This is a genomic window from Caballeronia insecticola (assembly GCF_000402035.1).
GTDB lineage: Bacteria > Pseudomonadota > Gammaproteobacteria > Burkholderiales > Burkholderiaceae > Caballeronia > Caballeronia insecticola.
The window spans coordinates 1,747,705-1,762,111 of the sequence record NC_021287.1 but is presented as its reverse complement, the minus strand read 5'-3'; the positions used below and the strand labels follow the sequence as shown (position 1 = coordinate 1,762,111).

Genomic DNA, 14,407 nt, shown 5'->3' with positions numbered 1-14,407 from the left:
GATTTCTATGTAACCGCGTGACTCCAACCTCTGTGCGCAATGAAATGCGAGAACCGTGCCATGCGTGTTGCAAAATCCGGGAAACCCGCATGGCAGTAGGCTGACGCGATGCCAGCATGGCCCGTATCAGACCTGAAACAGACTGATTAAGAAATCGGGACAATCACCAATCCAGTGCAATAGGCCCATCGGGCGTGCGTTTCCGCAATTTGCTGCACCGCAGCGAAACGTACGTTCGCGCATGAAACTCGCGTCGTCGACGATATAATTTGGAATGAAACAACGAAATTTATGAGCATTGAGAATGACCGCGCCCTTAAACGTGACGTTGCGACAACTGCGCGTCTTTATCGAGGTGTCGCGCCTGCGCAGCTTCAGCCGCGCGGGCGACGAGATCGGATTGACGCAGTCGGCGGTAAGCCGCTGCGTGCGCGAGCTGGAAGGAGAAATCGGTCTCAAGCTGATCGACCGCACCACGCGCGAGGTGCAACTGACGGACATCGGCGTGAATCTCGTCGGCACGGTGTCGCGTCTTTTGACGGATCTCGACGAAGCATTGCGCGAAGTGCGCGATCTCGGCCAGCAGCGGCGCGGACGCGTGATCGTCGCGGCGAGTCCGACGGTCGCGTGCAGGCTGATGCCGCGCGTCATCGCGTCATGTCTGCGGCAGTTTCCGCTGATCACGCTCAGCCTGCGTGACGATGTCCAGTCCGATGTCCTGCGCCGGGTCAAATCGGGTGAAGTCGATTTCGGCGTGGTGATCGGCCCGTTTTCCTCCGACGAACTGCACGGCGAACCCGTGATGACCGATTCGTTCTGTCTCGTCGCGCGCCGCGATCATCCGCTCGGACGTCAAACTGTCGTGCCATGGGAAGCGCTCGGCGGCGAGCGGCTCGTGATGCTCGACTACGCGTCCGGCAGCCGGCCGATCATCGATGCCGTCATGCAAGAGCACGGCGTCGAAGCCCAGGTGGTGCAGGAGCTCGGCCATTCGGCGACGGTGTTCGGGCTCGTGGAGGCGGGCGTCGGTGTCAGCGTGTTGCCGTGGCTCGCGCTGCCGCTGCCGGCGGATTCGTCGCTCGTCGCGCTGCCGCTCGAACCGCGCGCCGAGCGCACCGTCGAACTGGTGCGCCGTCGCGACCGCTCGCTTTCGCCCGCGGCCGAGTCGGTCTGGTCGCTGATCGCGGCGTTGCCGCGGCGCGCGGAAGACCTGGACTGAACCGGCGCCGTATCTCGAAAACGACGGCGCGCGCGTTAGACTTCAATCTTTCTTTCGACCGGAACGGGGCGGGCAATGAGTGAATCGGAAGGCGCGGTGGCGAGCGAACTGAGTCAACTGACGGGCGCGCACGGCTTCGGTGCGCCGAACGCGCGCGACGCCGTGCGCGCGCTGCGGCCGTCGCAGATTCGCGAGGTGGCGAACGCGGGCTTCGGCGTCGCGGACGTGCTGCCGTTCTGGTTCGGCGAATCGGATCGGGTGACGCCGCAGTTTATCCGCGATGCCGCGAGCCGCGCGCTCGCCGACGGCGAAACCTTCTACACGCACAACCTGGGCATCGCGCCGCTGCGCGAGTCGCTTGCCCGCTATGTCAGCGCGCTGCACGGCGCGACGGCGCCCAGCCAGATCGCCGTGACGAGTGCCGGCGTGAACGCGCTGATGCTCGCGGCACAGCTCGTCGCCGGCGCGGGCGATCGCGTCGTCGCGGTGACGCCGCTGTGGCCGAATCTCGTCGAAATTCCGAAGATTCTCGGCGCGAGCGTCGAAACGGTCTCGCTGACATACGATCCGCGCGGCTGGACGCTCGATCTCGACCGCCTGCTGGCCGCGCTCACGCCCGACACTCGCATGCTGATGATCAACTCGCCGAACAATCCGACCGGCTGGACGATGACGCGCGACGAGCAACGCACCGTTCTTGCACATTGCCGCCGTCACGGCATCTGGATCGTCGCGGACGAAGTCTACGAGCGCCTGTATTACGGCGACGACGCGCGCGTCGCACCGTCGTTCCTCGATCTCGCCGCGCGCGACGAACGCGTGATCGCGGTCAATTCGTTCTCGAAGGCGTGGCTGATGACCGGCTGGCGTCTCGGCTGGCTCGTCGCCCCGACGCAACTGATGGACGACCTCGGCAAGCTCGTGGAATACAACACTTCGTGCGCGCCGTCGTTCGTGCAGAAGGCGGGCGTCGTCGCGGTGGAAGAAGGCGAGCGCTTCACGCAGTCGCTCGTCGCTGATTTGCGTGCGAGCCGCGATCATCTCGTTGCCGCTTTGCAGACGATCGACGGCGTCGACGTACGCGCCCCCGACGGCGCGATGTACCTGTTTTTCTCGCTTCCCGGCGCGGAGTCGAGTCTGGATCTGTGCAAGTCGCTTGTGCGCGACGCAGGCTTGGGTCTCGCGCCCGGCAGCGCGTTCGGTCCGCAGGGCGAGGGCTTCGTGCGCTGGTGCTACGCCTGCGATCCCGCCAGGCTCGATGCGGGCGTCGAGCGCCTGCGAGGCTTCCTGGCCAGGCGCGGCAACGCGTGAAACCGGCCGGCGGACGCTGACGTGACCGCCGGCGTCGAGTGAGTTCCGGCGCGAAAGCGGCATCACCTTTACTGCCCGGTTCTTTTTGCGTAATATGGCGCTCAGTCACGCGCTTTCGTCTGGAAAGCGCCACCTCGACCGGCTGGGATGGCCCGGCGCTCACTCACCGAGCGCCCAATACTCCTCTCCCCGGTGCGTGCTCCCAATCAATATGACCGATTACAATCGGGCGAGCGCGTCTTGAAATTCCGCGTCCAGCTTCATCGTTCGCACCGCTTCGGTGGCGTTCGAACTTGCTCAAGCTCGATTTTGAATTGGATCATTGACCATACAGGGTTGACCCAAGCTGCATGAATACCCAAGAGGCGAAGATCGTCCTCGAGACTGCCTTGATTTGCGCGCAGGAACCGCTGCGGCTGCATGATTTGCGCAAGCTGTTCGCCGACGACATTTCGGCGGATACCGTTCGCACGCTGCTCGAAGGGCTTCAGGCCGACTGGTCGGGCCGTGGCGTGGAACTGGTGGCGCTCGCTTCCGGCTGGCGCTTTCAGAGCAAGCCCGCGATGCGCACGTATCTCGATCGCCTGCATCCGGAGAAGCCGCCCAAGTATTCGCGGGCAGTACTCGAAACGCTGGCGATCATCGCTTATCGGCAGCCGGTGACACGGGGCGATATCGAAGAGATTCGCGGCGTGACCGTGAACACGCAAGTCGTGAAGCAGCTCGAAGACCGTAGCTGGATCGAGGTGATCGGTCATCGCGACGTGCCGGGCCGCCCGGCGCTTTACGCGACGACCAAGCAATTTCTCGACGATCTCGGCCTGAGCGCGCTCGACGAACTGCCGGCACTCGACAATCCGTCGGCGCAGTTCGAGGCGGCGCTGCTCGCGCAGCATTCGATCGAGTTCCCCGACAGCGTCGCGTCTGACGCGCAACCCGCCGCGAGCGGTGCGCAGGAAGCGGCTGACGGCGGGCAAAGCGGACAAAACGCGGAAAGCGGGGAAAGCGGGGAACAACAGGCGACGGCATCGGTCAACGCGGTTGACGCGGCCACGCCCGGGCCATCCGCCGACCAGGCGCGCGCAGGCGACCCGCCAGCGCCGCAAGAGGAAAAACAAACGCAGCACGCAGAACACGAAGCCCGCGCAACGGAACAGGCGGATGCCGCAGCGGATCATTTCGCTTCGCCCGCCGGCATTCACGCGCAGCACGCAGGCACTGAGCACGAAGCGCAAGCGGTGCCCGTACCGGCGCCGCGCGACGAGGACCGCGTTGGGCACGAAGGCCACGAAGCGAGTCCATCGAACGACGCCGAACTGGACGACGACTCCGAGGAACCGACGGCGCGCCGCGCCTGAAATACATTGCATGGCTTCTGATTGGTAATCCGGGTCTCTATAAAGATCATTTCGAGACGACCGGCCGGAGCGATCAGCAAATTTTTAGACGCGCCCGCGATGGGCGCGCGATTCGACATTTGAGGTTGTTTTGACACATTCCCACGACAGCGATTCGCCCGAATCCGCGCGCCCGGTGCACAACACGGGCGCACCCGAGTCGGCCGACGCCGGCGAACGCACCCGCAGCGACCGGTCAGACGATGCCGGCGGCGAGGGCGACGATCGTCCGCGTCGCGGACTGCGCCGCGGACCGCGCAGCCTGATCGCACGGCGCCGCGCTGTCGCGAAGACGAAGGGCCCGGAAGGCGCGCCCGCCGCGCCGGGCGCCGTAAACGAGACGCCGCCGGATGGCGTCGTCGCGGCGCAGGTGCGCACGCCGCGCAAGGATCCGAACGCCAAAGGCCCGCGCAAGGACGGCGCGCCTGGGCGCGGACGCAAGAACGCGCGGACCGACGCGGGCGAAGCGAGGGCCGAAGCCGCGGACGAAACGCTCCAGCAGGCCGGCGCGGCAGCGCCCGCTCCGCGTGAAGGCGGGCGGCGCAAGAACGCTCAACAAGCGCCGCAGCAAAAGCGCGGCAAGCGCAACGACTCGGCGCCGGCAACGGTCGAGAGCGCGGCAGCGGCCGCCGTCGACGATGTGTTCGCCTACGTCACGTCCCCGGCCTTCGACGCGGACAACACTGGAGCGGCCGGCGTGCGCGCTCCGATGCTGCGCCGCGGCCGCAACGCTCCGCAAAAGCGCGTGCTCGAGCCGGACGACGACGCGCCGAAGCTGCACAAGGTACTCGCCGACGCCGGCATGGGCTCGCGTCGCGACATGGAAGAACTGATCATCGCCGGGCGTGTGTCAGTGAACGGCGAGCCGGCGCACATCGGCCAGCGCATCATGCCGACCGATCAGGTGCGCATCAACGGCAAGCCGGTCCGGCGCAAGCTCGCGAGCAAGCCGCCGCGCATCCTGCTGTATCACAAACCGACCGGCGAAATCGTTAGTCACGCGGACCCGGAAGGCCGTCCGACGGTGTTCGACAAGCTGCCGTCGATGAAAACCGCCAAGTGGCTCGCGGTCGGCCGTCTCGATTTCAACACGGAAGGCCTGCTGCTGCTCACGACCTCGGGTGATCTCGCGAACCGCTTCATGCATCCGCGCTACAGCGTGGAGCGTGAATATGCGGTGCGCGTCGTCGGCCAGTTGTCGGAAGGGATGAAGCAGAAGCTTCTGAAGGGCGTCGAACTCGATGACGGTCCCGCCAACTTCCTGCGCATTCAGGACGGCGGCGGCGAAGGCACGAACCATTGGTATCACGTCGCGCTGGCCGAGGGCCGCAATCGCGAAGTGCGCCGTATGTTCGAGGCGGCGGGACTCATGGTGAGCCGCCTGATCCGCACGCGCCACGGCCCGATCGCGCTGCCGCGCGGCCTGAAGCGCGGCCGCTGGGAAGAGCTCGAGGACAACCAGGTGCGCAGCCTGATGGCGTCGGTCGGACTCAAATTGCCGACTGAAGAGAAGGGCGGACGCAATTCCGCGCCGCGTGTGCAGCCCGATCCGATGCAGACGTCGATGGGCTTCATCACGCGCGAGCCGGTGCTGAGCTCGCACTCGCGCATGACGCAACAGCAGACCCCGGGACGCGGCGGGCGGCGCGGGCAGCCGGGCGGCCTGGCCAGCAGCTTCGGAATCGGCGGCATGGGCGGTTTCGGCGGCAACGCGGGCAATCCGGGCAATCCGGGGAACCCCGGCGGCGCGGGCCGTCGCGGTGGCCGGGAGCCGAATGGCAACCGCGTCGGCGGCGAGCCGAACGGCAATCGCGCCAACGGCGCGCGCCCGGGTCCGCGCGGCGCCCGCCCGCAAGGCGGTCCGCAAGGCGCGGCCGGCCCGGGCAAGCGCGCCGCTGGTGGCGGTGGAGGCAACGCGCCGCGTGGTAATCGCCAGGGCGGTGGTCAGCAGGGCGCGGGACAGGGTAAGGCCGCCGGTGCAAACCGGGGCGGCGCCCGCAACCGCACGCGCGGCCGTTGAGGTTGCCGGCCGCCGCGACGCGGGTCGTAGGAAGCTCGAATTCCTCGGCCCGCGGTTCGAGTCGCGCTACCGGCCTCGATCGCGGTGGCGACCCGAACGTCGGCCAGTCCGACACGATCCGCGCGAAACGGTCCCCAACAGGACCGAATGCGCGGGCTACGTTTGCGTTTATCGCGAAAAATAGCTAAAATCATGAAGTCGCTGGGCACGTAGTTTTTTCTGTCCTAAGTGCGGCCTCGGTTGAAGAAGATGGGCGTTGCGCCCATTTTTTTTTGGCTTTTTGGTTCAGCATCTCGGGAGCAGGGGTGCGCGCCCGCATCAAGGCGCTACCCGCGGGTGTTTCGGCGTGGAGCGCGCGAACACCTTGGAGTTACTGTGCAACTGACGGAATTGATAGAAACCACGGTCTCGGGCCTTGGATACGAGCTTGTCGATCTCGAGCGTTCGGGAGGCGGCATGCTGCGTGTGTATATCGACCAGCCGGCCGGTATCGCTATCGAGGACTGCGAGAAGGTCACGCGTCAGCTCCAATACCTGCTCGAAGTCGAAAGCATCGACTACGACCGGCTCGAAGTGTCGTCGCCGGGGCTCGACCGTCCGCTCAAGAAACTGGGCGATTTCGAGCGTTTCGCGGGAAGCGAAGTCGTCATCACATTGAAAAAGCCGCTGGACGGGCGCAAGTCGTACCGCGGCATTTTGCATGCCCCCGACGGCGAAACGATCGGATTGGAAATTGAAGGGAAGGACGGCGCCGCGATGCTGGATTTCACGCTCGCGGACCTCGATAAGGCACGTCTCGTCCCCAAGGTAGATTTTAGGAGCCGCAAACAATGAGTCGCGAAGTATTGATGCTGGCGGATGCGCTGGCACGCGAAAAGAACGTCAACAAGGACGTCGTGTACGCAGCACTCGAAGCTGCGCTTGCTTCGGCTACAAAGAAGCTCTTCGAGGAAGACGTGGATATCCGCGTCGCCATCGACCGTGAGAGCGGCGAGCACGAGACGTTCCGCCGCTGGCGCGTGGTGCCGGACGAGGCCGGCCTGCAAGAGCCGGATCAGGAAATCCTGCTGTTCGAAGCCAAGGAACAGAAGGCGGACGCTCAGGTTGACGATTTCATCGAGGAGCCGATTCCGTCGATCGAATTCGGCCGGATCGGTGCGCAGGCGGCCAAGCAGGTCATTCTGCAGAAGGTCCGCGACGCCGAGCGCGAGCAGATCCTGAACGACTTCCTCGAGCGCGGCGAAAAAATCATGACCGGTTCGGTCAAGCGCCTGGACAAGGGTAATTTCATCGTCGAGTCGGGTCGTGTGGAAGCGCTGCTGCGCCGCGACCAGTTGATTCCGAAGGAAAACCTGCGCGTGGGCGACCGCGTGCGTGCGTACATCGGCAAGGTCGACCGCACCGCGCGCGGCCCGCAGATCGAACTTTCGCGCACCGCGCCCGAGTTCCTGATGAAACTGTTCGAGCTGGAAGTGCCCGAAATCGAACAGGGCCTGCTGGAAATCAAGGCGGCCGCGCGCGATCCGGGCGTGCGTGCGAAAATCGGCGTGATCGCGTACGACAAGCGTATCGATCCGATCGGCACCTGCGTCGGCATCCGCGGCTCGCGCGTGCAGGCGGTGAGAAACGAGCTCGGTGGCGAGAACGTCGACATCGTGCTATGGTCGGAAGATCCCGCGCAGTTCGTGATCGGCGCTCTCGCGCCGGCAGCGGTCCAGTCGATCGTCGTCGATGAAGAAAAGCATTCGATGGACGTCGTCGTGGACGAGAACGAACTCGCGGTCGCCATCGGCCGAAGCGGCCAGAACGTTCGACTTGCCAGCGAGCTTACCGGCTGGCAGATCAACATCATGACGCCGGACGAATCGGCGTTGAAGCAGAACGAAGAGCGTGGCAAGTTGCGCGACCTGTTCATGGCGCGTCTGGATGTGGACGAGGAAGTCGCCGACATCCTGATCGACGAAGGCTTTACGAGCCTCGAAGAAATCGCGTACGTGCCGCTCAACGAAATGCTCGAAATCGAAGCCTTCGACGAAGACACCGTGCATGAGTTGCGCAACCGCTCGCGCGACGCGCTGCTCACCATGGCGATCGCCAACGAAGAGAAGGTGGAAGGCGTCGCGCTCGATCTGAAGAGCCTCGACGGCATGGACAGCGAGTTGCTCGCGAAGCTTGCCGAGCATCAGATCCAGACCCGCGACGAGCTCGCGGAGCTGGCAGTAGACGAATTGGTCGAAATGACCGGTATGGAAGAGGATGCCGCTAAGGCGTTGATCATGAAAGCACGTGAACACTGGTTCCAGTGAGAAATGACCATGGCGCACTGATATTTGGCGGCCTGTTTGGCCGCGTGACCCCGATCTAACCGCAAGGATATGTCCTTGCATCAAGAGGAATGAATGGCGAGTAACAACGTAGCCCAATTTGCCGCGGAATTAAAAATGCCTGCAGGCGTCCTGCTGGAACAACTGCAGGCGGCTGGCGTCCAGAAAGCGAGCGCGAACGACGACCTGTCCGAAACGGACAAGGCGCGTCTGCTCGATCATTTGCGCAAGTCGCACGGCTCCACGGATGCCGACAAGCGCAAGATCACTCTGACCCGCCGGCATACGTCGGAGATCAAACAATCCGACGCAACGGGTAAAGCTCGCACCATTCAGGTCGAGGTGCGCAAGAAGCGTGTTTTCGTGAAACGCGATGAAACCGGCGTGGAGCAATCCGAACCGGTAGCGAATCACGTCGAAGAGCCGGAAGTCGACGAGGCCGAACTGCAGCGCCGCGAGGAAGAAGCGAGTCGCGCCGCCGAACAGCTCGAGCGCGAAGAGCGCGAGCTGAAGGAGCGTCAGGCGCAACTCGAGCGTGAAGAAGCCGAACGTCGCGCCCGCGAGGAAGCGGCGGAAACCGAGCGTCGCAAGCAGGAAGAGGAAGCGGCACGTCGGGCGGCAGCCGCGGCGCAGGCAGCGGAAATCTCGCGCGCGGCCCAGACCGCGCGTCAGGAAGCGCGTACGCCTGCACCGGCCGAAGCCAAGCAGGAAGTCAAAGTCGACGACAGCGCCCAGCGCGAAGCCGCCGAAAAGGCGGAGAAGGCAGCCGAGGAAAAGGCCGCGAGCGAACGCGCCGCGCAGCGTGAAGCTGCCAAGAAGGCGGAAGAAGACGCGCGTGCAGCCGCCGAGAAGACGCGTCTCGAACAGGAAGCAATCGCGAAGCGCCGCGCGGCCGCCGAGGCCGAAGCGCGTGCGATCCGCGAAATGATGAACACGCCGCGCAAGGCGCAGGTGAAGGCGCCGGAACCGGCGCCCGCAGCCAAGCCGGCGGAAGCGGCGAAGGCCGCCGAAGCGAAGGGTACGTTGCACAAGCCCGCGAAGCCGGAAGGCGCGCAGGCAGCACGTCCCGCGGTGAAGAAGCCCGCTGCAGGCGGCACGACCGCGCCGGCATCGACGGCTCCCGCGGGCGCCGGCGACAAGAAGAAGGCAGGCAAGGGCGGCTGGCAGCAGGACGACGCCTCGAAGCGCCGTGGCATAAAGACGCGCGGCGACTCCAGCGGCGGCGTCGACCGCGGCTGGCGCGGCGGTCCGAAGGGCCGTGGCAAGCATCAGGATCAGACGTCGTTCCAGGCGCCGACCGAACCGATCGTGCGCGAAGTGCACGTGCCGGAAACCATTTCGGTCGCGGATCTGGCACACAAGATGTCGGTGAAGGCTTCGGAAGTCATCAAGGTGATGATGAAGCTCGGCCAGATGGTCACGATCAATCAGGTGCTGGACCAGGAAACGGCGATGATCGTCGTCGAAGAACTGGGCCATCGCGCGGTCGCAGCGAAGCTGGACGATCCGGAAGCGCTGCTGGTCGAAGGCGAAGCCACGGAAGACACGGCAGAGAAGCTGCCGCGTCCGCCGGTCGTCACGGTCATGGGTCACGTCGATCACGGCAAGACCTCGCTGCTGGACTACATCCGTCGCGCGAAAGTGGCGGCGGGCGAAGCGGGCGGCATCACGCAGCATATCGGCGCGTATCACGTCGAAACGCCGCGCGGTGTCATCACCTTCCTCGACACGCCGGGTCACGAGGCCTTCACGGCCATGCGTGCGCGCGGCGCAAAGGCAACCGACATCGTCATTCTGGTCGTTGCAGCGGATGACGGCGTGATGCCGCAGACGAAGGAAGCGATCGCCCACGCGAAGGCGGGCGGCGTGCCGATCGTCGTCGCGATCAACAAGATCGACAAGCCGGAAGCCAACCCCGACCGCGTGAAGCAGGAACTCGTCGCGGAAGGCGTGGTGCCGGAAGAGTACGGCGGCGATTCGCCGTTCATCGAAGTGTCGGCGAAGACGGGCCGCGGTATCGACGATCTGCTGGAAAACGTCTCGCTGCAGGCCGAAGTGCTGGAATTGACCGCACCGGTCGAGGCTCCGGCCAAGGGTCTCGTGATCGAAGCCAAGCTCGACAAGGGCAAGGGTCCGGTCGCGACCATCCTGGTGCAGTCGGGCACGCTGAATCGCGGCGACGTGGTTCTGGCGGGCAGCGCATACGGTCGTGTGCGCGCCATGCTCGACGAAACCGGCAAGCCGACCAAGACAGCGGGTCCGTCGATCCCGGTGGAAATCCAGGGTCTGTCGGAAGTGCCGGCTGCGGGCGAGGAAGTCATCGTGCTGCCGGACGAACGCAAGGCCCGCGAAATCGCGCTGTTCCGTCAAGGCAAGTTCCGCGACGTCAAGCTGGCCAAGCAGCAGGCCGCGAAGCTCGAAAACATGCTCGAGCAAATGGGCGAAGGCGAAGTGCAGAACCTGCCGCTCATCGTCAAGGCAGACGTGCAGGGTTCGCAGGAAGCGCTGGTGCAATCGCTGCAAAAGCTTTCGACGAGCGAAGTGCGCGTGCAGATCGTGCACAGCGCGGTCGGCGCGATCAGCGAGTCGGACGTCAACCTGGCGACAGCATCGAAGGCGGTCATCATCGGCTTCAACACGCGTGCGGATGCACAGGCGCGCAAGGTGGCCGAGGCGAACGGCATCGACATCCGTTACTACAACATCATCTATGACGCAGTGGATGAAGTGAAGGCGGCCATGTCGGGCATGCTCTCGCCGGAGAAGCGCGAGACGGTGACGGGTATGGTCGAGGTGCGTCAGGTGATCCGCGTGCCGAAGATCGGTCTCATCGCGGGTTGTATGGTCACGGATGGTGTGGTCAAGCGTTCCTCGTCGGTTCGCGTGATCCGCAACAACGTCGTGATCCACACCGGCGAGCTCGATTCGCTCAAGCGCTTCAAGGACGACGTCAAGGAAGTGCGTCAGGGCTTCGAGTGCGGTATCTCGATGAAAAACTTCAACGATATCGTCGAAGGCGACCAACTGGAAGTCTTCGAAGTGACCGAAGTGGCTCGCACGCTGTAATGCGCTAGCCGCTGGGTCAAAGGCGGAGCGGGCCTGGCGGCTCGCTCCGCTTTTTTATTTGGTGCGGCGGCACAGCAAGGAAACGGAACAACATCATGGCTAAGAAACGTACTTCCCCGAATCGCAATGTGCAGATCGCCGATCAGATCCAGCGCGATCTCTCCGAACTGATGCGCGAGGTGAAAGATCCGCGCATCGGCATGGTGACGATGCAAAGCGTCGAACTCACGCCCGATTACGCGCACGCGAAGGTCTACTTCACGACGTTGACCGGCGACCCGAAGCAGACCGAGGAAGCGCTGAATCACGCGGCGGGTCATCTGCATAATCAGTTGTTCAAGCGCCTGCATATCCACACGGTGCCCACGCTGCATTTCCACTACGACCAGACGATCGAGAAGGCCGTCGAGATGTCGCGCCTGATCGACGAAGCGAACGCGACGCGCGCCAAGGATGCGACCGACGCAACCGACGAATCCGGCGCACCGAACGACAAGGAAGGCGCGTAGCGATGAGCGGTTCGGAAAAACAGGCGCGGCCGAAGATTCCGCGCCGCGCGTTGGACGGCGTGCTCCTGCTGGACAAGCCGCTCGGCCTGTCGAGCAACGACGCGCTCATCAAGGCCAAACGGCTCTATCTGGCGAAGAAGGCGGGCCACACCGGCACGCTCGATCCGCTTGCCACGGGTTTGCTGCCGCTGTGCTTCGGCGAGGCGACGAAGTTTTCGCAAGATCTGCTCGAAGCGGACAAGACCTACGAAGCGACCATGCGCCTCGGCATCCGCACGACGACGGGCGACGCCGAAGGCGAAGCGCTCGAAACACGCGACGTCACTTGCGACGAAGCGGCGGTGGCTCAAGCGATGACGCGATTCACCGGCGAAATCATTCAGGTTCCGCCGATGTATTCCGCCCTAAAGCGCGACGGCAAGCCGCTCTACGAGTACGCGCGCGCGGGACAGACCGTCGAGCGCGAAGGCCGGTCGGTGACGATTCACGCATTGGAGATGATCGCGTGCGCGTTGCCGCTCGTGACGTTTCGCGTGACGTGCAGCAAGGGCACCTATGTGCGCACGCTCGCCGAGGATATCGGCGAGGCGCTCGGTTGCGGCGCGCATCTGACCGCGCTGCGCCGCACGGGCGTGGGCGCGCTGACACTCGAGCATGCGCTCACGCTGGACGAACTGGCGAGCCTGAGCGAAGCAGAGCGCGACGCACGGCTGCAGCCGGTGGACGCGCTGCTCTCGACTTTTCCCGCCGTCCAGCTCGACGACGAAGCGACCCGGCGCTTCCTGCATGGCCAGCGCCTGCGGCTCGACGATGTCGCAGCGGCGCGTGTCGAAGCGGGCCGGGTGCGCGTCTATGCACAGGAGGGCGGCAGGTTACTGGGCGTCGCGAAAGCAGGCGAGGGCGTGCTGGCGCCCGAACGCCTGATCGTCACGGCGCAATAATGCAAAAGCCCGGAATTCTCCGGGCTTTTTCTTTGAAGCGAAGCGTGCGTCCTAACAATCAATGCGCCGCGGATGCCGCCGCAGCCGAATCGCCGCCGCCCGAGCGTTCGGGACGCGTGATCCAGATCAGCCCGATCAGCGCAACGAAAATCCCCGCCGAGATATAGAACATGTCGTTCACGCCGAGCTGCGCCGCCTGCTGCGTGGCCATGCTGTTGAAGAGACCGTAAGTTTGCGCCTGCGAGAAGCCGAGCGCCTGCATCTGCTGCGTCGAATTGGCGAAGATCGGGTTGAACGAATTCGCCTGCTCGACCAGTTGCGCGTGATGCACGATCGAGCGATGTTCCCAGGCCGTCGAAAAGATCGACGTGCCGATGCCGCCGCACATGATCCGCACGAAGTTAGACAAACCCGACGCCGCCGGAATCCGATGCCCCGGCAAACCCGATAACGTGATCGACACCAGCGGAATGAAGAAGCCCGCCATCGCAATACCCTGAATCAGCGTGGGCAGCGTGAGCGACCAGGTATCGACGCCGGTCGTGTAGCGCGAACGCATCCAGAAGCACAGCGCGAACACGAGGAACGCGGCCGTCGCGATCCGGCGCGGATCGGTACGCGGCAGGAACTTGCCGGTGATCGGCGAGAGCAGCACCGCGAACAAGCCGACCGGCGCCATCACGAGACCGGCATCGGTCGCCGTATAGCCGATCACCGTCTGCAGCCAGAGCGGCAGCAGCACGAGATTGCCGAAATAAAGCCCGTAGCCCACCGACAGCGCGATGGTCCCGCCCGAAAAGTTACGAAGCTTGAACAGCGACAAATCGACGACTGGATGCTCCGCCGTCAGCTCCCACACGAGGAAGAACGCGAACGCGATCACCGCGACGAGCGCGAGCACGACGATGGTCGTCGAGTTGAACCAGTCGAGATCCTTGCCTTTGTCGAGCATGATCTGAAGCGCGCCCACCCAGACGACGAGCAGCCCGAGACCGACGCTGTCGATCGGTGCGCGGCGGATGGCCGAATCGCGGTCGCGGAAAATCAGGAACGTGGCGATCGCGGCGACGAAGCCGACCGGAATATTCACGTAGAAAATCCACGGCCACGAAATATTGTCCGAGATCCAGCCGCCGAGAATTGGCCCGGCGACAGGCGCGATCAGCGTGGTCATGGACCACATCGATAGCGCTATCGGCGCTTTTTCGCGCGGATAGCTCGCGAGCAACAGCGTCTGCGACAGCGGGATCATCGGGCCGGCGACCGCGCCTTGCAGCACGCGCGCGGCGAGCAGGAACGGCAGCGTCGGCGCGAGGCCGCACAGCCACGACGCGAGCACGAACAGAATGATCGAGCCGAGGAAGAGCCGCACCTGTCCGAAGCGCTGCGTGAGCCAGCCGGTGAGCGGCACCGAGATCGCATTGGCGACCGCGAACGACGTGATGACCCACGTGCCTTGATCCGACGACACGCCGAGGTCGCCCGAAATCGACGGAATCGAGACGTTCGCGATCGACGTGTCGAGCACGTTCATGAACACCGCGAGCGACACCGCAATCGTGCCGACGACGAGCTTTCCGCCTGTGAGCGGCGGATGAACCACGTTTTGCTGAGACATGA

The 14,407-nt window shown here is 64.5% G+C and carries 10 protein-coding genes; 9 read left to right on the top strand and 1 reads right to left on the bottom strand.

What is annotated here, in order from left to right; all coding sequences use genetic code 11:
- Window positions 1–304 precede the first annotated feature (304 nt).
- From BRPE64_RS08050 to truB, 9 genes are all read left to right on the top strand, one after another.
- The gene (locus BRPE64_RS08050; protein WP_044041389.1) at window positions 305–1,219 is read left to right on the top strand and encodes a LysR family transcriptional regulator; all 915 of its coding nucleotides are present in this window, start codon (window positions 305–307) and stop codon (window positions 1,217–1,219) included.
- A 75-nt stretch (window positions 1,220–1,294) separates the two neighbouring features.
- Complete coding sequence (locus BRPE64_RS08045) at window positions 1,295–2,530, top strand: pyridoxal phosphate-dependent aminotransferase (protein WP_016345587.1); 1,236 nt, start codon at window positions 1,295–1,297, stop codon at window positions 2,528–2,530.
- 350 nt (window positions 2,531–2,880) lie between these two features.
- Window positions 2,881–3,888, top strand: a complete 1,008-nt coding sequence (gene scpB / locus BRPE64_RS34055; protein WP_016345586.1) for an SMC-Scp complex subunit ScpB — start codon at window positions 2,881–2,883, stop codon at window positions 3,886–3,888.
- Window positions 3,889–4,018: 130 nt separating this feature from the next.
- On the top strand, window positions 4,019–5,947 hold the full coding sequence (rluB, locus tag BRPE64_RS08035) for a 23S rRNA pseudouridine(2605) synthase RluB (RefSeq protein WP_016345585.1): 1,929 nt from the start codon (window positions 4,019–4,021) through the stop codon (window positions 5,945–5,947).
- Between the two features lie 375 nt (window positions 5,948–6,322).
- Window positions 6,323–6,781, top strand: a complete 459-nt coding sequence (gene rimP, locus BRPE64_RS08030) for a ribosome maturation factor RimP (RefSeq protein ID WP_016345584.1) — start codon at window positions 6,323–6,325, stop codon at window positions 6,779–6,781.
- The gene (gene nusA / locus BRPE64_RS08025; protein WP_016345583.1) at window positions 6,778–8,253 is read left to right on the top strand and encodes a transcription termination factor NusA; all 1,476 of its coding nucleotides are present in this window, start codon (window positions 6,778–6,780) and stop codon (window positions 8,251–8,253) included. The genes rimP and nusA overlap by 4 nt, the downstream gene beginning before the upstream one ends.
- Before the next feature lie 93 nt (window positions 8,254–8,346).
- Complete coding sequence (infB, locus tag BRPE64_RS08020) at window positions 8,347–11,337, top strand: translation initiation factor IF-2 (RefSeq protein WP_016345582.1); 2,991 nt, start codon at window positions 8,347–8,349, stop codon at window positions 11,335–11,337.
- A gap of 95 nt (window positions 11,338–11,432) precedes the next feature.
- Entirely contained in the window at window positions 11,433–11,846 is a 414-nt protein-coding gene (gene rbfA / locus BRPE64_RS08015; RefSeq protein ID WP_044041388.1) for a 30S ribosome-binding factor RbfA, read from the top strand.
- 2 nt (window positions 11,847–11,848) lie between these two features.
- Window positions 11,849–12,787 carry a tRNA pseudouridine(55) synthase TruB gene (gene truB / locus BRPE64_RS08010; protein ID WP_016345580.1) on the top strand — a complete coding sequence of 313 codons (939 nt, stop codon included), beginning with the start codon at window positions 11,849–11,851 and terminating at the stop codon, window positions 12,785–12,787.
- Between the two features lie 58 nt (window positions 12,788–12,845).
- Here truB and BRPE64_RS08005 read toward each other — a convergent pair whose 3' ends face one another.
- Window positions 12,846–14,405 (bottom strand): DHA2 family efflux MFS transporter permease subunit, encoded by a 1,560-nt coding sequence (locus BRPE64_RS08005; RefSeq protein ID WP_016345579.1) that lies wholly within the window; start codon window positions 14,403–14,405, stop codon window positions 12,846–12,848.
- Window positions 14,406–14,407: the final 2 nt, after the last annotated feature.